The sequence below is a fragment of the Roseibium sp. genome, from assembly GCF_965229775.1.
In the GTDB taxonomy this organism is placed as follows: domain Bacteria; phylum Pseudomonadota; class Alphaproteobacteria; order Rhizobiales; family Stappiaceae; genus Roseibium.
In genome coordinates, this window is record NZ_OZ245929.1 from 2,827,324 (window position 1) to 2,844,473 (window position 17,150).

Below are 17,150 nucleotides of genomic sequence, written 5' to 3' on the forward strand. Positions count from 1 at the left end.
TGACATCAGTCACTTGAGTTTGCAAATGGCCGCAATGTGTTACGAAAGGTCTGCTTCTATGTCCGGAGCCAATGTCATCAGCCACCCGCTGGTTCAGCACAAACTTTCCATCATGCGCAACAAGGCAACATCGACGCAGGGATTCAGGCGTCTGCTGCGCGAGATCTCCACACTGCTGTGCTACGAGGTCACCCGTGATCTGCCGCTGGTCCGCCAGACCATCGAGACGCCGCTTGCCGAAATGCAGGCGCCGACGCTTGCGGGCAAGAAACTCGTCTTCGCCTCGGTCCTGCGCGCGGGCAACGGTTTGCTGGAAGGCATGCTGGAACTGGTCCCATCTGCGCGCGTTGCACATGTCGGCCTCTACCGCGATCCGGAGACCCTTCAGCCGGTCGAATACTACTTCAAGGCACCTGAAGACCTGAACGAGCGCCTGGTGATCGTTGTCGACCCCATGCTGGCCACCGCGAATTCCGCCATTGCCGCGGTTCAGAAACTGAAGGAACGCGGCGCCAACAACATCCGCTTCCTGTGCCTTCTCGGCGCGCCGGAAGGTGTCGCGAAATTCAACGAGATGCATCCGGACGTGCCGATCTACACCGCGGCGATCGACGAGAAGCTGAATGAAAAAGGCTATATCGTTCCCGGTCTCGGTGATGCTGGCGACCGGATGTACGGCACCAAGTAACCGGCGGGCCTGTCATGATCACGGTCTTCGGCTCCATCAATCTGGATCTTGTCGTCGCCGTTCAGGAACTGCCGAAGGCGGGGCAGACGGTAAGCGGGCCGGATCATCAGACCTTTCCGGGAGGCAAGGGCGCGAACCAGGCGCTCGCGGCATGCCGCGCCGGGGCGTCGGTCCGCATGGTCGGTGCGGTCGGTCAGGATGCCTTCGGACCGCTCGCCCTGACCAACATGCGCGATGCTGGCGTGGATCTGTCGGCGGTCCGCTCCTTGCCCGGCGCGTCGGGCCTTGCCTTTATCGGGATCGACGCCGGTGGCGAAAACCAGATCATCGTCGCCAGCGGCGCCAATGCCCGCGTCGAGGCCGACTGGCTCGAAGGATGTCTTTCTGACGCTGACACGCTGCTCCTGCAGGGAGAAGTGCCTTTCGGCCAGATGACCCGGGCAATCGGGCGTGCCCGCGAGATCGGCGCCGGCGTGTTCTGGAACCCGGCACCGGTGCCGCGGGAAGACATCGTTTCCGGCCTCGATGCGGTCGATACGCTGGTTGTCAACGAGAGCGAGGCGCAGGACATCGCCGCGCGCGCGGGCCTGGCTGCGGATCTCGATGCCTTTATCGGACGCTTTGCAACAGGCACCCGCCGGGTTGTCGTGACCCTGGGTGCGAAAGGGGTGAAGGGGGGCGTTGCCGGGGACCGGTTCGAGGTTGCCTCTCCGGTCATCAAGGCCGTCGACACGACCGGCGCGGGCGATGCATTTTGCGGGGCGCTGGCCGCTGCACTGGATGCGGCAACACCCATCGGGCGCGCCTTGAAGGAAGGTGTCGCCGCGGGTGCATTGGCCTGCATGGCGACGGGTGCGCAGTCGAGCGCGCCGCGCCGCGAGGACATTCGCCGCTTCGCAGATCAAATCGTCTGAATTGGCTTTACTGGCCGCTAAGGAAACCGTGGTAAGCCGGGTGTCTGTTGGAAAGACCCGGGAAACCCATGCTGCGATACCTCGTCATTCTGCTGTTGCTCGTCGGATTGGCACCTGTGGTGCCGAGCCTCGTCGAGGCGCGGCTTGGAGCGGCCGACCGGACAGAGCGCGCCGAACGGGAGCGCGAGGACGAGGAGGAGAGCTCCGGCCCGAGACGGCACCGGATCTCCGTTGACCGCCGGGGACACTATGTCGCCGATGCGTATCTGAACGGGCGCGGCGTGGACATGCTTGTCGACACAGGTGCGACCCTGACGGCCCTGCCCGCCTCGGTCGCCAGTGACATCGGGATCTTCCTGTCCGCCTCCGACTACAAGCATCCGATCGGTACGGCAAACGGCACGGTCTATGGTGCGCGCGCCGAGATCGACAAGATCAGGATCGGCGCAATCCGGTTCCGGAATGTCGAGGCAATCGTTCTGAAAGACGACAGCTTGGGTGTACCGCTGCTCGGCATGTCCGCACTCGGCCAGCTGAAGCGGTTCGACATTTCAAGTGGTACACTCGTGCTTGTCCAGTGATTCTGACCCGGAGCCGGCATGCGGGTCCCGATCCTATCCTTCAATCCAATGTGAGGAACCGATGTTTCCCAAACCCCTCCCGAGCCTGACGCCGAACACGCTTGAATATGAAAGCCTGCCGATGGTGAAGCCGACGGGCTTTCGCGAGTACGATGCGCGCTGGCTGTTTGAAAAAGAGATAAATCTCATGGGGATGCAGGCCCTGGGGATGGGGATCGGCACACTTATTCACGAACGCGGTGTGCGTCCCGACATCGTTGTCGGTCACGATTTCCGCGGCTATTCCGCATCGATCAAGATGGCGGTTATCAACGGTCTTCTGGCAGCGGGCGTCAACGTACATGATATCGGTCTGGCCTTGTCGCCGATGGCCTATTTCGGCCAGTTCGCATTGGACCTGCCTGCGGTCGCCATGATCACCGCCTCGCATAACGACAACGGCTGGACGGGCGTCAAGATGGGCATCGACCGGCCGATGACATTCGGGCCCGAAGAAATGGGGCGGTTGAAGGAAATCGTTCTGGAGGCCGCTTTCGAGCTCAAGGGGGGCGGCAGCTACCGCTTCGTCGACGGCTTTGCCGACATCTATGCCAGGGAACTCACGGACCGTCCGAAACTCAAGCGGCCGATCAAGGTCGTGGCGGCCTGCGGCAACGGTACGGCGGGCGCGTTCGCGCCGAAGATCCTGGAGGCGCTCGGCGCAGAGGTCATTCCGCTCGATGCAGAGCTTGATCACACGTTCCCTCGCTATAACCCCAATCCGGAGGACATGCAGATGCTGCACGCGCTTCGGGACAAGGTTCTGGAAGTGGGTGCGGAAGTCGGACTGGGCTTCGACGGAGACGGAGACCGCTGCGGCGTCGTCGACAACGAGGGCGAGGAGATTTTCGCCGACAAGGTCGGTGTCATGCTGGCGCGGGACATTTCAGCGCTTCATCCCGGCAGCCAGTTTGTCGTTGACGTGAAATCGACCGGCCTTTTCCACACCGACCCCGTATTGAAGGCCAACGGCGCGAAGACGGACTATTTCAAGACGGGACACTCCTACATCAAGCGCCGCGTCAACGAACTGGACGCAATTGTCGGGTTTGAAAAGTCCGGTCACTATTTCTTCAATGCGCCGATCGGGCGCGGTTATGACGACGGTCTGGTGTCGGCAATCGCGATCCTGGACATGCTCGACAGGAACCCGGGCAAGTCGATGGCGGATCTGCGCCGGGATCTTCCCAAGACATGGGGCTCGCCCACCATGTCGCCGAAATGCGCGGATGAGGTCAAATACGATGTCGTCGACCGTGTCATTGCGCGGTTCAAACAGATGAAGGAAAACGGGGACACCGTCGCCGGCAGGGCGATCACGGATCTTATCACCGTGAACGGCATCCGGGTCGTGAGCGATGACGGAACCTGGGGCCTGGTGCGCGCATCCTCCAACAAGCCGGAACTGGTGGTCGTGGTCGAGAGTCCGGTCTCCGAGGAACGTCTCCACGACATGTTCAGGGCCGTGGATGGCATTCTGCGCGAGAACACTGAGGTCGGTGAGTACAACCAGACGATTTAGGACTTGCTTTGTGCCCTGCACGCGGTCACCTTGCGGCGGGGCAGTCGGGTTTCCCGGGAGACTACATGATCAGTGAATTCGGCACGTTGCCGGACGGCTCACCCGTTCGGGAAGTCACCTTGAAAAAGGGACCGCTCGAAGCCTCCGTGCTGACCTTCGGCGCGATCATCCGCGACTTGAAGGTCGATGGCCAGTCCGTCGTTCTCGGCTTTGAAGACCTGCAAAGCTATCTCGACCATTCTCCCTATTTCGGTGCGATCGCCGGACGGTGCGCCAACCGCATTGCCGGCGGCAGGATGACCGTCGAGGGAACGGCGTATCAGCTTGACCGCAATGATGGTGGCCTGAACCACCTGCACGGCGGCGCGGCGGGTTTCTCCGGCAGAAACTGGCAGCTGGAACAGCATGACAAGGCCAGCGTGCTCCTGAAGCTTGTGTCGGAGGACCGCGATATGGGGTACCCCGGGCGCGTCGAGGCATTGGTGCGCTACACCCTGACCGGAGCGGGTGCGCTGCGCGTGAAGATCACGGCGACGACCGACCGGACCACGCCGGTCAACCTGACCCAGCACAGCTACTTCAATCTGGACGGCGGCGCTGATATTCTGAGCCATAATCTTGAAATAGCAGCGGAAAACTATCTTCCGGTCGACGATGCCCTGATCCCGACGGGTGAGGTCCGGAGGGTGGAATGGACCCCGTATGATTTTCGCGACGGCCGCAAGCTGAAACGCAGATCCGGTGAGGAGAACGTCGTCTACGACCATAATTTCTGCCTGGCCGCGCAACCGCGGCAGGCCGTCGAGTTTGCAGCGGCCCTCGAGGACAAGGACGGCGAGCGCCGCATGGAGGTCTGGACGACAGAGCCCGGTCTGCAGCTCTATGATGCAGCGCGTCTCGATGTTCCCGTTCCCGGTCTCGGGGGCAGATCCTACGGGGCGCATGCCGGGCTGTGCCTGGAGGCGCAAAGGTGGCCGGACAGCGTCAACCGGGAAAACTTCACTCCCGTCCTGCTGCATCCGTCAGAGACATACACGCACGTAACGGAATTCCGTTTTTCCTGAGATGGGTTACATTGAGGCTGCCTGAGGCAGAGACAGACCAAAACGGTGGCAACGGAAGGGACAGATCATGAAAACGGTTTTTTCTGACCTTCAGCTCGCCCATGCGCCGCTTCAGGAAATATCCGATGGCGAATTGAAACCGGCGGTCGAGATACCCTCCCGGGCCGAGTTTGTCCTCAAGGCCGTGAAGGATCGCAAGCTGGGCGAGATCATTGCACCCGAAAGTTTTGCCATGCGGTGCCTCCACCGGGTGCACGCTCCGCATTACGTGTCCTTCCTTGAAAGTTTCTGGAGCAAGTGGACCGAGGCCGGACGGACCAAGGAGGCCTTTCCTTTCGTGTGGCCCATTCGAAGCCTGCGCCAGGATGTGGAGATAGAACATATCGACGGACTGCTCGGCCGCTATTCGATGGATGCCGGAACGCCTCTTGGGGAACACACTTTCGCGGCCGCGCGCGCGTCGGCAGAGACGTCCCTGACGGGGTCAAAGCTTCTCCTGGAAGGGGAAACCTCCGCGTTTGCGCTGTGCCGTCCACCCGGACACCATGCGGGTTTCGACTTCTTCGGCGGCTACTGCTTTTTCAACAACGCGGCGGTTGCGGCGCAATATCTTCGCGACGGCGGCATGAACCGGATTGCCATCCTGGACGTCGACTATCACCACGGAAACGGCACGCAGGCGCTCTTTTATGACCGCCCGGATGTTCTGTTCCTGTCGATCCATGCGGACCCGAAGGTCGAATATCCCTATTTCCTCGGTTTTGCCGACGAGACCGGTGAACACGCCGGAACAGGGTTCACCCGCAATTGGCCCCTGCCGCACGGAACGGACTGGGAGAACTATGTTCCCGCGCTGGAAGAGGCGTGTCGCTGGCTGCTGGTCTACAAGCCCGACGCCTTGATCGTTTCATTGGGGCTGGACTGTTTCGAGAAGGACCCGATCGCCGGGTTCAGGTTCAAGAGTGACGACTACCTTCTGCTCGGCCAACGGCTCGCCAAGGTGGGCGTGCCGACGCTGTTCATCCTGGAAGGCGGCTACGCCGTGGAAGAGCTCGGCACCAATTGCGTGAATGTCCTGGACGGTTACTCGGGCTAGGGTATTGCTCTATGTCGGCGTCACCGCGTTTCCCCGTCGGGCAACAATCCGAGCTGAATGAGTTCCTCCGCGAGTGCGTCCGCTGTCCGGAAGTGGTGGGCTGCCATGCCGAGGCCGCGGGCCGCGTCAACATTTGCGGCTGAATCGTCGATGAAGAAGCAAGTCTCCGGCGCAAGGCCGTTGCGTTCGAACAGCACGTGGTAGATCCGGGGATCGGGTTTCAGAAGCCGTTCCTCCGCAGACACGACGATGTCTGCGAAGCTCGATTTGAGGAACGGAAACCGGTCCTGGGCCTCCACGAATTTTTCCGACGAAAAATTGGTGATGGCGTAAAGCGGCGTGCCGCTGGACTTCAGATTGAGCAGCAGGCTTCGCACGCCCGGCACCTCACCTGGAACCATTTCGTGCCAGCGATCCGAGTAGGCGGCGATCAAGTCGGCCTTGTCAGGGTGTTCGGCTGACAAGGTCTCAACGGCATCTTCCCAGGTGCGGCCAAGATCCTGCTGGAGGTTCCAGTCCGGCGTGCAGACCGTGTCAAGAAAGCGCTTTCGCTCGGGCGCATCGGGAATGAGTTTCTTATAAAGATGTTCAGGATTCCATTCGAGCAGCACATTACCTATATCGAAGACAACCGTCGTGATAGAATTGTTCATAATTCGATCCAATTTGATGGTGGTCGGGCGATCGACCATGCGGGGAATTTTTCGCAACTTACTCAAAGGTTTATGACAGGACTGTGGCCTTGCTGACCAGGTTTGTGAAATTTGTTGCAGTGATTCTTTGCACCTTTGGCTGGGTAAACGCCGCGCAGGCCGAAGCATCCGGGGACATGCCGGATCGTCTGCGTCTCGGCGTGGTCGTGGCAGCGGATGACACCGCCCGTGACCGTGTGGAGCCCTTTCGGCTTGCCATGGAAGAGATCGTCGATCTGCCGGTTGACCTGTTTTTGCTTGATACGCTTGGAGATGCGATCGAGAGGATCGTGGACGGAAAAATCGACTACGTCCGTCTGTCTCCGTCCGCATATGCGGCGGCACACAGGATCTGCGACTGCGTCGAGCCGCTCGTAACCGCCGGCCCCGACGACTTTCCGGCCCGGTTCTATGCAATTCTGGTCAGCAAGCGCGGGGCCGGGAATACGTCGCTAGAAGACCTCAAGGGCACGCGTCTCGCCGTCGGCAACAAGCATGCCGTTGCCGCGTACCGGGTGCCGCTGGCCAACCTTGCCGCGGACGGGGTCAACGCCCGCGCGCATTTCCAGACCCTCGTCGAAGTCCAGAACCCGCTCGAGGGCTTGAGAGCGATCCTTGACGGACGTGTCCAGGCGTCGCTCGCGTGGTCGAGCCTGGCCGGGGAGGCGAAGAACGGGTTCACGGCCGGAACGTTGAACGACTACTACGTGTCCGGCGCAAAGGGGTTCAGCGATCTTGAAATCGTCTGGCGGTCGCCCCCCATTCCCTATTCGGCGCACGTGGTCGCCAAGAACCTGCCGGACGCGCTCAAGCGCCGCCTCCGCGCCGGCCTGATGGATCTGCGCCGCGAAGCGCCCGACGCGTATCTCGCCATCGAGCCGGATCTGCCGGGCGGGTTCGAGCCGGTCGTGCACGCCGACTACAGGCCCGTTCTGAGAACGTATGAAGACGACTTCGCCAAGGTTCTCGCTCGCGATTGACGGTGCGCACCGCCAAAGTCACATAGTCACATCAGGGCTTCGGTATGCCTGCGGATCATTTCTTCCTCGTCCGTCGGAATGACCAGCACGCTGGTGCGCGAGGCGTCCGTGCTGATGTCGATCCGGTTTTCGTCATTCCTGCCTTCATCGATCTCCATCCCGAGCCAGTCCTGACCTGCGCACACGCGCGAACGGATATTTGCCGCGTTCTCGCCAATGCCGCCCGTGAAGACAAAAGTGTCGAGACCGCTCAGCACGGCGGACATGGCGCCGAGCTCCCGCCTGATGCGAAAGACGAAATAGTCGATCGCTTCCTTGGCGCGGGGATCGTTGCTCTGCGACAGCGTGCGCATGTCCTGGCTGATTCCGGACAGGCCCTTCAGGCCGGAGTCCTTGTAAAGCAGATCCGACACCTCGTCCGCTGACATGCCCTTGCTTGTCAGGAGATAGAGCACGACGCCGGGATCAAGCTGTCCGCAGCGCGTTCCCATCGGCAGTCCGTCGAGGGCGGTGAAGCCCATGGTTGAGCCGACACTCTGCCCGTTTCGGATCGCGCACATGGAGGCGCCGTTGCCGAGATGGGCGATAACGACCCTGCCGCCGTAAGCGTCCGGGTGATTTCGTTTCAGATAGTCGCAGATATACTCATAGGACATGCCATGGAAACCGTAGCGCCTGACACCTTCCTCGTAAAAGGAGCGCGGTAAGGCGAACGTGTCGTTGACCCACGGATGTTTGCGATGGAACGCGGTATCGAAACAGGCGACCTGCGCGGCCTCCGGAAAGGCATCCTGCGCGGCCAGAACACCGGCGATATTGTGTGGTTGATGCAAGGGAGCGAGAGGCTCGAGTGCCTTGAGCTTGTCCAGAATGGATGCATCGATGCGCACCGGTTGCACATAGTCGGTTCCCCCGTGCACGACCCGGTGCCCGACCGCATCGACGTGCCGTCCCTTCAATGCGGCTTCCAGGATCGGCAGTAGGGCGATGAGGACGTCGTGGTGGTTGCGCCCGTCATGTTCGGAAAGGTCGCGGTCGATCGTCAGCGACGCGGCGTGCGAGGTTAGACTGAGATGCGGGGATGCACCAAGCCCGGACACCTGCCCGGACAGTTCCGTTTGCGTTCCGTGATACAGGGTGAACTTGATGGACGAGGATCCTGAATTGAGGACGAGGATGACCGGGGCCATGTTCAGTCGGCCTCGCGGTCCAGGATACTGGCGGGGTTCCCGGTTGTCTGCCAGTGCGTATAGAGCATCGCGAGCGCGCACGAGGCCAGACGCGCCCGGCCATCATCGGCACGGCTGGTCAGCATCACGGGCACCTTGGCGCCGATGACGAGGCCGGCGGCCTCCGCATGGGCGATGAACGTCAACTCTTTGGCGAGCATGTTTCCTGCTTCGAGATTGGGAACGATCAGAACTTCCGCGTGACCCGCGACCAGCGACGTGATGCCCTTCGTCCGGGCCGCCTGCACATCGATCGCGTTGTCCATGGCCAGCGGACCGTCCACGATCGCACCCGTGATCTGGCCGCGCTCGGCCATTTTCGACAGCACCGCGGCATCAAGGCTGGACGGTATGGCGGGATTGACCGTCTCGATGGCCGACAGAATGCCGACGCGCGGCGTTTCGAGGCCGATCGAAATCGCCGCGTCGATCGCGTTCTGGGTGATGTCCACCTTGGTGTTGAGGTCCGGCGTGATGTTGATTGCGGCGTCGGAGATGAGGACTGGTGTTTTCCGGCCCGGGATGTCCATTGCGAACACGTGGCTGATCCGGCGTTTCGTACGAAGTCCGCCGTCACGTTTCACGACGTGATGAAGCAGGTGATCAGTGTGCAGATGACCTTTCATCACCGCCTTGACCTTGCCTTCATGTACCAGTGCGACCGCGCGGCCCGCAGCCTCCATCTCGTCTTCGATATCGATCAGCTGGAAGGCGCTGATATCTTCATCGAGTTCCTTCGCGGCGCCTTCAATCCTGTCCCTCGCTCCGATTAGGATCGGGTGGATCAGACCTTCGCGCGCGGCCATCAGCGCGCCTTCCAGCGAGTTGGGATCATCAGGTGCAGCCACGGCCGTCGGCAGCGCCGGCAACGTCTTGGCAAGCTCGATCATCTTGTTGAAATGGCGGTGCCGCTGGACCAGCAGGGCAGGGATGTTGCTTGCATCGAATTCGATGGTTTCGCCCGGCGCCCTGACTTCTGCAACGCCTTCCACCAACCGGACACCGTCGCCGCGCGTCACGGTCAGGTCGAAAACGATGATTTTCTCCGGCCGCTTTTCCTTTGCCGTCACTTTAACGTGCAGCTGGTCACCGACGGCGGCGCCTTGGAGAAAGCGGAAGGACTGCGACTTGTAGATGGTTCCGGGCCCCGGCAGGATATTTCCCAGGACCGCGGATGCCAGACAACCGACCCACATCGCGGGCGCGACAGGTTTGTCGACGATACCGTCACCTGTCCAGTCGGTGTCGGGTAGGTGAATCGGGTTGTGGTTTCCCGAGGCGTGCGCGAACACCAGCAGGTCGTTGCTGGAACACTCCCGCACGATTTCCGCGGAGTCGCCCAAATTGATCTGTTCGAAGGTCTTGTTTGTCGGCATCGGTCGTCTCACCCAGGATCTACAGGGAATATTGCAGCGCAACATTTATCCGTGAGATTACCCGGATTGTACGACGATACAAATACGCAAGTTTCGGTATCAGGCGGGAATGATCAGCTCAGCAATTGCTGCAGGTTACCGTTCCCGTGATCCGCGGCGAAAGATAATAGGTGTCGCTGAGGTCGAGCGCGGACGGGCTCCAGTTGAAAATCCCCGTGAACAGACTGGTGAAGTTCGGTGTGTAGGTCAGGTTCGTCTGGCCAACCACGATGGAGGAGTTGGGAACGGCAACTGTTCCCGGAAGCGTGATCGGCGGGACAGCTCCCGAAGACCAGGGTTCCGTGCCGGCTGAGTCCCTGCTCCAGTCGACGGTGGCATCGCCGTCTTCATCGAACGTGATGCTGGCGACGATGACCTGGAGATTGTCGGAGGGGTAGGGATCCAGGATCTTTTCGCCGATCACCAGGAGGGAATCCAGGTCACCGGTCGAGACACCCTCTTCCTGGGCGATCAAGTCGGCGATGGAGTTCGCGATGCGGCTGACTTTCCGGTCCTGGTTGAGCGCTTCTGCCAGTTCGGTCATGCCGATCAGCAGCAGGAACATGAAGGGCAGGATCATGGCGAACTCGACCGCCGAGACGGCACGTTCGTCCTTGCAAAGCCCTTTCGCGGCGTCCGATGTGATTTGCTTCGTGTCAATGAAGCTGTTTCTGACATCATTCCCAGGGTTCATTGCGGAATACCAAGGTTGAGGTGAGATAGCGTTCGGTACCGTTGTCATCAAGCGCGAGGTTCAGCGCCGAGGTCATCATCGGCCACTTGTAGATCACCTTGACGATGACGATGTTTCCGGCGCCGCCGATATTGTAGGCAAGATCGTCGTCATCCTTCAGGTTGCCGTCGGCGTCGTAAAGGCTGTCGGTCGATCCCGCGTCGGCAAATGTCCCGACGCTGTCGACCTCAACGACGATCCGGTCGGCATCGCACATGAATGAAGGCATGAAATCGCAGATCTGAGTCTTGAACTGCTCGGCCGTCAGGCCGCTCGTCTGCGCCTGACCGGTTCTGATCATGCGGGCGGCGCTGATCACCGAGTTGTCGACCATGCGGTTCACCAACATCGACACGCCGACTTCGATGATACCGAAAACGATAATGAAGAATGGCAGAGCCACCATCGAAAACTCGACAGCGGTCACACCGTCCCGGTCCTTCGCGAAAGACTTGATCTTTCTCCTGCCTGGGAAGCACGTGCGTCTCAATCTGCCAATCATCGTTCTCTCACGTTTCTGGGCGGTTACTCGACGCCCGCAGCCTCGGCCGCCAGTGAATTCCTGTTGGTGGCCTGATCAGCTGCATTCTTGAAAGCTTCCAGACCATCGCCCAGGCGAAGCGTCGGCTCACAGCTCGGGCTGCAGGAAAGGGATGTGCGCATGGACTTGCGGTAGACGGCGACCACATCTTCGTCGGAAGCGCGCACTGTTATGACTTCATCGACGATCGGTTTGCTGTCGGCGTCCAGAATGACCAGATTGGTCGAACCGTAGCTCTTGCCGGTGACGACGACCGTGTTGTCGTCGAACAGCGAGACGTCCGCTATGAACGGGTTGCCAACAATCACGGCAGACGCGCCATCTTCAATCCGGAAGATTTTCGCACGATCCACTGTCACCATTACCGGTCCATCCTGAGCCATTGCGGTGCTTGCTTGAACTGCCAACACAAGCACGCCAGTCCATCTGATTAGGTTCATAAACATGCTTATGAATACTCCATTCGTGTCGATCCTTACGAGATGATGCCGCAAACGTGGTGAACGATCTGCTAACGCCGCGAAATTTAGAAAACACTGACTTTATTGTCAGGGGGCTGGTTGCGTTCGAATTGTTTTGAGATGATTTTCGAAACAGTTCCGAAGAAAGTGCCCGCGAAAGAATGGAAATGGCCATCTATTCGAGCGGCTTGAAAGTATGCACCGGCAGGAAGTCGGCAAACTACACGCTCGACTTTGAGAAGAATTGCGAAGATATAAGCAGAATTAGAATATAAAAAAGAAAAAAGGAATTCGTTTATAACAATACTGCGATACTATGTATGCATTAACTATTTTTTATCTATACCAAATTTTAACTATAGTTAAACATATCACGATTAATGCTGGTTTCTGTGGTCGCTTTAACTGGTTGGAAAGCTCTGAGCCCTAAGGTGAGTTCATGTTCGAACGGACCAAAAAAAGATCCGGCGAACTTGAAGCTGTCAACTCAGTGGTACTTGGAGCAAATACAATGAAATCTCTTATGAACCGTTTCGCTAAAGACGAATCTGGCGCAACTGCAATCGAATACGGCCTGATCGCTGGTCTTCTGTCCATCGTCATCATCGCCGCTGTTGCACTGGCCGGTACGTCCCTGACTGCCGTATTCAGCAACATCGCTGGCAAGCTCGACGACTCGATCAAGTAATCGTCGAAAGACTTTACGGCACCTGGTCAGGTGCTCTGAAACGAAAACGGGCGGTTTACCGCCCGTTTTTTGTTGACCTGTCCGTCTTTCGTTAACCTGGCCTGCCTAAAATCGATCCGACGAAACAAGAAACGGGTGCTTCATGCTCGAAGCTGCACTTTTGGTCGTTTTTCCGATGCTGGTCGCCTTCGGCGGGGCGTCGGATCTGCTGACCATGACCATTCGGAACCGGGTTTCGATCCTGCTGATCGCAGGATTCGTCGTGTTGTCCCTTGCGAGCGGACTTCCGCTGGCAGCCTGGGGGACGCATGGGCTCGGCGCGCTTGTCGTGTTTCCGGTGTGTTTTTTGTTCTGGACGCTTGGCTGGATGGGCGGCGGTGATGCGAAGTTCCTGACCGCGATGGCCCTTTGGATCGGCTTCACGCCCGAACTTGCCGGCTTTGTCCTGCTCGTGTCAGTCTACGGAATGTTTCTGACGATGGGTCTGCTGTACATGAGAACCAACGTCGTCCTGCCCAACGCACTGGCAAGACAGGAATGGATCGTGCGGCTGCACGACAGGAAGAGCGGGATCCCCTATGGGATCGCGATCGCGATTGCCGGTTTGCAGATCTATCCGATGACCACCTGGTTCCAGATGATCGGCAGCGGATACTAGGGTCAGGACTCATTAATTTGGTTGAATTGGCGCAACAAACGGCGATGAGCTGCAAGGAAAAGCGCGACAAGCGGGCTTCCTGCCCGGTTGAGTGCTTTGACGAAGCAGATCGAAGCCGTTTTTGCGTCCCGCAGGGATAGGGTGAATTTGCCCGGCAACGTCGTTGCAAATCTTTGGAAACCGGACGGTTTCCTGCAGCTTTGCGCCTCGTATCCGAACAAATTCATCCCTACCAATTCATCCAAATCAATGGGTCCTGACCCTAGACGGGCTTTCCGATGCTGCGGAAAACCCGCCTATATATATAGCGTCTTCCCAACCCCCGATTGCCGCAAGAAACTGCTTTCAGATCTGCGCCGGTTTTTTTCAGGCCGCTTCGCCAACCCCGTTTGGTTTTGAACCGCCCAAAAGCGGTGTCGCGGGATCTGCAAGACAAGCCGAACTGCCCCATACGCTCTTCCGGCTGCGCGGATCGGCACTGCTGAAACCATCTTCGTGTTCGGAAACTGTTCCCGCGGGAAGAGGTGAGCCCGTCCCGGACGGGGCGCGGTCGACTCCCGCTTGTTGCGATGCCGGGACCGATTCTCTGGCTTGGACTGATCCCGCACCCGGCTGAATCCTCCCCGGGAAACCGCATTTGTTGACGTAAATGCCGTTTTGTCGGCCATGCGTGCTCCGGCCAGGCTGATTGTGTTCGAAGAAACCTGTTGAAGAATGGAGCGCTTCCGGCCGCGTATTCGGTCCAATTCGCTCTCATTTTCGCAAATTGAAAGCGATTTAGACGTTTTTTAGTAAAGTTAACGGAAATTAACCAAAAACTTCTACTCCTGATTAACCATGTTTTGACCAATTACCCGTCATCCTATGACTACAAAACGCATTTGCGCACAGGATCATTGGGTTTTTGCCATGAAATTCGCTCGAATCTTAGTACTGGTCGTCGCGGTGGTAGCAGGTCTGCTGGCATTTCGTATGGTCATGTTGTCAGGTGGCGGCGAACCCGCTCCACAAATTGTCCAGGCACCTGTCGAGACATCGAAGGTGAAGGTTCTGGTCGCGGAAGTCGACATTCCGCTCGGCGGGAAGCTGACCAATGACAATTTCGCCTGGGCCGACTGGCCCGAGGAGGCTCTGCCAAGGGGATCGGTCACCAAGACATCCGACCCGACCGCGGAAAAGGAATTTCTGGGCCGAATCGCCAAGGCGCCGATTTTTGCCGGCGAACCGATCCGGCCGGAGCGTCTGATCAACACCGACAAGGGCTTCATGTCGGCGATCCTGCCGAAGGGCAAGCGTGCGATCGCGGTGAGCGTGGAAGAAGAGACGACCGCCGGCGGCTTCATCCTGCCGGGTGACAAGGTGGACCTCATCCTGACGCGGAACCTCGACGACATCGTCTTCAGCGAAACGATCCTGGAAAACAAGCGGGTCCTGGCGATCGACGCGACCACAGCCGGCGAACAGGACCAGAAGAACCTGTCGCCCAAGAAGACGGCCACCCTGGAGCTGACGCTCGCTGAATCGGAAATTGTCGCACAGGCGCAACAGACAGGAACGATTTCCCTTGCTTTGCGCAGTGCACAGGACTCGGCGGACGACGCCGAAGAAGACAAAAGCCGCCGTAACGATGTGAGTTACGTGAAGTACGGCATCACCAGCAAGAAGGTCTCGAGATGAAACCGGATCTGACGAGGACCTCAAGCGTGAGGGGCGCGATGAAAAACCAAATTCTCAGATTTGCAGCCGCTGCTGCAATCCTGGCGGCCTTCCTTTCGGCAACGGTGCCGGCAGCGCAGGCACAAAGCAATTTTCCCAGCCAGGTCCATGTTGCTGCAGGTGAACGTGCAAGCGGGCGGATCCTGAATGTCGGTATCGGCCGCTCGGTGGTTATCAATCTGGCGGAAGACGCGGCAGATGTCCTGATCTCCAACCCGGAAATCGCCGATGCGGTGCTCAGAACGCCGCGGCGGATCTTCGTTCTCGGAAACACGGCCGGGCAGGCCAGACTGGTCCTGTTCAGCCGCAGTGGCCGCGAACTGGCAAGCTTCGACATCCGCGTGGAAAGCGACACCTCGGATTTGGCCAGGATCATCCGGAAACTGATCCCAGGCTCGAACATTTCAGCCGAATCGGTCAATGGCAACGTCATCCTGAGCGGCACTGCGAGAAGCACGCTTGAGGCGCAGCAGGCAGCCGACATCGCGGCGCGTTTCCAGGGCGATGACAACGCGACGGACGTCGTCAATCTCATTACCGTCGAAGGCAAGGATCAGGTTCATCTGAAAGTGACCGTTGCCGAGGTGGAGCGGTCGATCATCAAGCAGCTCGGTGTCCAGTTCAACGGCAGTGTCGGTACCGGGAACTTCACGCCGAACTTCAGCAATCAGCCGGGCTTCAACGTCAACCCGTCGATCGTCAACCAGGCCACCGCAGGTGTCAGCTTCCTGAGCGGCGCGGCGTCGATCAACGCGGAGATCGAGGCCCTGCAGCGAGAAGGCGTCATCCGGACCCTCGCGGAACCAACGCTGACGGCCATATCAGGTGAAAACGCAAGCTTCCTGGCAGGTGGTGAATTCCCGATCCCGATTGCCCAGGAAGACAACACGGTCACCGTCGAATTCAAGAAATTCGGTGTCGGCCTGGACTTCACGCCGGTGGTTCTTTCGGAAGGCCGCATCAGCCTGCGCGTCCTGACGGAGGTGAGCGAACTCAGCAACGAAGGGGCGGTGAGCGCCGGCGGCATCACGATCTCCGCGCTGAAGGTGCGGCGGGCCGAATCAACGGTGGAACTGCCGTCCGGCGGTACGCTGGTGATGGCCGGACTGCTGCAGGAATCCTACCAGCAATCCATCGAAGGCATTCCCGGATTGATGCAGATCCCGATCCTGGGAGCCCTCTTCAAGAGCCGTGACTTCCTGCGTGATCAGACGGAACTGACGGTCTTCGTGACACCTTACGTCGTCCGCCCGATCGCACGGAACAAGGTCGTACGGCCGGACAAGAACCTGATGCCGCCGTCGGACGCGGAGACGATCTTCCTGAACCGGCTAAACAAAATCTTCAATCCGACGGGTGACGTGGTTCAGAGCGAGTACCACGGCCAGGTCGGCTTTATCTACAAGTGAGGACGGACGGATGAAGACGAAAAAGACAGTCCGGTTATCTGCCGCATCCAAATCCCTCCTCCTGTTCGCAGGATGTCTGGTTGTCGCAGGCTGCCAGAACAGGACTCAGAGCAACGCGGAATTGCTCGCCTCTCACGACTATCGGTACAGGCATCCGATCGTCATCACGGAGGAGCCTGAGACGCTGGACCTGCCGATCGGGCAGAACACGCGCAATCTGTACGGTCCGATCGAAGGCACGATCACGGCATTTGCCGTCGAATCCCGCAGAAAGGGAAATGGGGCCGTTGAAATTCTCGTGCCCTCGGGTGGTGCCAACGAAGCCGCCGTTCACGCGGTGACCGGAGACATCAGGCACGCATTGCAGCGCGGTGGCGTCAGCCGGTCCCGGATCTCGACGCGAACCTACGCGGTGCAGGATCCCAAGGCCGAAGCGCCGATCCGCCTGTCCTACGCGGCGATGCAGGCAACCGCCGGACCTTGCGGTGCCTGGCCGAAAAACATCGGCGGCGGCATCGGCGAAAACACCGAATACGAAAACTTCGGTTGTGCGACACAGTCGAACCTCGCTGCGATGGTCGACAATCCTTCGGACCTGCTGACGCCGCGGGCGTCGACTCCGGCTGATCAGGCACGGCGCGCTGTCGTGATCGATAACTACCGCACGGGTTCCAACACCACCAGCACATACACTGAGGGTGTCGGCGCGGAAGTCTCAGAATAG

Annotated in this window: 19 protein-coding genes; 12 read left to right on the forward strand and 7 right to left on the reverse strand. The window is 59.4% G+C overall.

The genetic code is table 11. From position 1 onward, the window contains the following. Nucleotides 1–58: 58 nt before the first annotated feature. The 6 genes from upp to ACO07N_RS12840 all read left to right on the forward strand — a co-directional run bounded on the left by upp (nucleotide 59) and on the right by ACO07N_RS12840 (nucleotide 5,904). On the forward strand, nucleotides 59–688 hold the full coding sequence (upp, locus tag ACO07N_RS12815) for a uracil phosphoribosyltransferase (protein WP_319385794.1): 630 nt from the start codon (nucleotides 59–61) through the stop codon (nucleotides 686–688). A gap of 14 nt (nucleotides 689–702) precedes the next feature. Beyond that, nucleotides 703–1,602 (forward strand): ribokinase, encoded by a 900-nt coding sequence (locus ACO07N_RS12820; RefSeq protein WP_421981387.1) that lies wholly within the window; start codon nucleotides 703–705, stop codon nucleotides 1,600–1,602. Between the two features lie 68 nt (nucleotides 1,603–1,670). Further along, nucleotides 1,671–2,183 carry a retropepsin-like aspartic protease family protein gene (locus tag ACO07N_RS12825; protein ID WP_421981388.1) on the forward strand — a complete coding sequence of 171 codons (513 nt, stop codon included), beginning with the start codon at nucleotides 1,671–1,673 and terminating at the stop codon, nucleotides 2,181–2,183. Between the two features lie 61 nt (nucleotides 2,184–2,244). Beyond that, entirely contained in the window at nucleotides 2,245–3,744 is a 1,500-nt protein-coding gene (locus ACO07N_RS12830; RefSeq protein ID WP_421981389.1) for a phosphomannomutase/phosphoglucomutase, read from the forward strand. A gap of 65 nt (nucleotides 3,745–3,809) precedes the next feature. Then, complete coding sequence (locus tag ACO07N_RS12835) at nucleotides 3,810–4,808, forward strand: aldose epimerase family protein (RefSeq protein WP_421981390.1); 999 nt, start codon at nucleotides 3,810–3,812, stop codon at nucleotides 4,806–4,808. Nucleotides 4,809–4,875: 67 nt separating this feature from the next. After that, nucleotides 4,876–5,904: a histone deacetylase family protein gene (locus ACO07N_RS12840; protein WP_421981391.1), complete on the forward strand. Its 1,029-nt coding sequence runs from the start codon at nucleotides 4,876–4,878 to the stop codon at nucleotides 5,902–5,904. A gap of 20 nt (nucleotides 5,905–5,924) precedes the next feature. On the opposite strand, the gene ACO07N_RS12845 is transcribed toward ACO07N_RS12840, so the two are convergent. Beyond that, nucleotides 5,925–6,557 (reverse strand): HAD family hydrolase, encoded by a 633-nt coding sequence (locus ACO07N_RS12845; RefSeq protein ID WP_421981392.1) that lies wholly within the window; start codon nucleotides 6,555–6,557, stop codon nucleotides 5,925–5,927. Between the two features lie 176 nt (nucleotides 6,558–6,733). On the opposite strand from ACO07N_RS12845, the gene ACO07N_RS12850 reads away from it, so the two are divergent. Continuing rightward, a complete protein-coding gene (locus ACO07N_RS12850) occupies nucleotides 6,734–7,576 on the forward strand; it encodes a phosphate/phosphite/phosphonate ABC transporter substrate-binding protein (RefSeq protein WP_421981393.1) in 843 nt (280 codons plus the stop codon). Nucleotides 7,577–7,602: 26 nt separating this feature from the next. Here the strand turns inward: ACO07N_RS12850 and ACO07N_RS12855 are convergent, their stop codons facing one another. The 5 genes from ACO07N_RS12855 to ACO07N_RS12875 form a co-directional block, all read right to left on the reverse strand. Then, nucleotides 7,603–8,766 (reverse strand): acetate/propionate family kinase, encoded by a 1,164-nt coding sequence (locus tag ACO07N_RS12855; protein ID WP_421981394.1) that lies wholly within the window; start codon nucleotides 8,764–8,766, stop codon nucleotides 7,603–7,605. Between the two features lie 2 nt (nucleotides 8,767–8,768). Beyond that, entirely contained in the window at nucleotides 8,769–10,181 is a 1,413-nt protein-coding gene (locus tag ACO07N_RS12860; protein WP_421981395.1) for a bifunctional enoyl-CoA hydratase/phosphate acetyltransferase, read from the reverse strand. 118 nt (nucleotides 10,182–10,299) lie between these two features. Next, on the reverse strand, nucleotides 10,300–10,914 hold the full coding sequence (locus ACO07N_RS12865) for a TadE/TadG family type IV pilus assembly protein (RefSeq protein ID WP_421981396.1): 615 nt from the start codon (nucleotides 10,912–10,914) through the stop codon (nucleotides 10,300–10,302). Further along, the gene (locus tag ACO07N_RS12870; RefSeq protein WP_421981397.1) at nucleotides 10,898–11,380 is read right to left on the reverse strand and encodes a TadE/TadG family type IV pilus assembly protein; all 483 of its coding nucleotides are present in this window, start codon (nucleotides 11,378–11,380) and stop codon (nucleotides 10,898–10,900) included. The genes ACO07N_RS12865 and ACO07N_RS12870 overlap by 17 nt, the downstream gene beginning before the upstream one ends. A gap of 98 nt (nucleotides 11,381–11,478) precedes the next feature. Then, nucleotides 11,479–11,856 carry a pilus assembly protein N-terminal domain-containing protein gene (locus tag ACO07N_RS12875; protein ID WP_421981398.1) on the reverse strand — a complete coding sequence of 126 codons (378 nt, stop codon included), beginning with the start codon at nucleotides 11,854–11,856 and terminating at the stop codon, nucleotides 11,479–11,481. Between the two features lie 538 nt (nucleotides 11,857–12,394). On the opposite strand from ACO07N_RS12875, the gene ACO07N_RS12880 reads away from it, so the two are divergent. Together ACO07N_RS12880 and ACO07N_RS12885 are read left to right on the forward strand one after the other, a co-directional pair. After that, the gene (locus tag ACO07N_RS12880) at nucleotides 12,395–12,643 is read left to right on the forward strand and encodes a Flp family type IVb pilin (RefSeq protein ID WP_421981399.1); all 249 of its coding nucleotides are present in this window, start codon (nucleotides 12,395–12,397) and stop codon (nucleotides 12,641–12,643) included. A 142-nt stretch (nucleotides 12,644–12,785) separates the two neighbouring features. Next, on the forward strand, nucleotides 12,786–13,301 hold the full coding sequence (locus tag ACO07N_RS12885) for an A24 family peptidase (protein WP_421981400.1): 516 nt from the start codon (nucleotides 12,786–12,788) through the stop codon (nucleotides 13,299–13,301). 2 nt (nucleotides 13,302–13,303) lie between these two features. Here ACO07N_RS12885 and ACO07N_RS12890 read toward each other — a convergent pair whose 3' ends face one another. After that, entirely contained in the window at nucleotides 13,304–13,546 is a 243-nt protein-coding gene (locus tag ACO07N_RS12890) for a hypothetical protein (RefSeq protein ID WP_421979421.1), read from the reverse strand. Nucleotides 13,547–14,210: 664 nt separating this feature from the next. On the opposite strand from ACO07N_RS12890, the gene cpaB reads away from it, so the two are divergent. From cpaB to ACO07N_RS12905, 3 genes are read left to right on the forward strand one after another with little or no spacing between them, the layout of a single operon-like run. Further along, nucleotides 14,211–14,978: a Flp pilus assembly protein CpaB gene (gene cpaB, locus ACO07N_RS12895; protein WP_421981401.1), complete on the forward strand. Its 768-nt coding sequence runs from the start codon at nucleotides 14,211–14,213 to the stop codon at nucleotides 14,976–14,978. Between the two features lie 38 nt (nucleotides 14,979–15,016). Next, nucleotides 15,017–16,426 (forward strand): type II and III secretion system protein family protein, encoded by a 1,410-nt coding sequence (locus ACO07N_RS12900; RefSeq protein WP_421981402.1) that lies wholly within the window; start codon nucleotides 15,017–15,019, stop codon nucleotides 16,424–16,426. Nucleotides 16,427–16,436: 10 nt separating this feature from the next. Next, nucleotides 16,437–17,150 (forward strand): CpaD family pilus assembly protein, encoded by a 714-nt coding sequence (locus tag ACO07N_RS12905; protein WP_421981403.1) that lies wholly within the window; start codon nucleotides 16,437–16,439, stop codon nucleotides 17,148–17,150.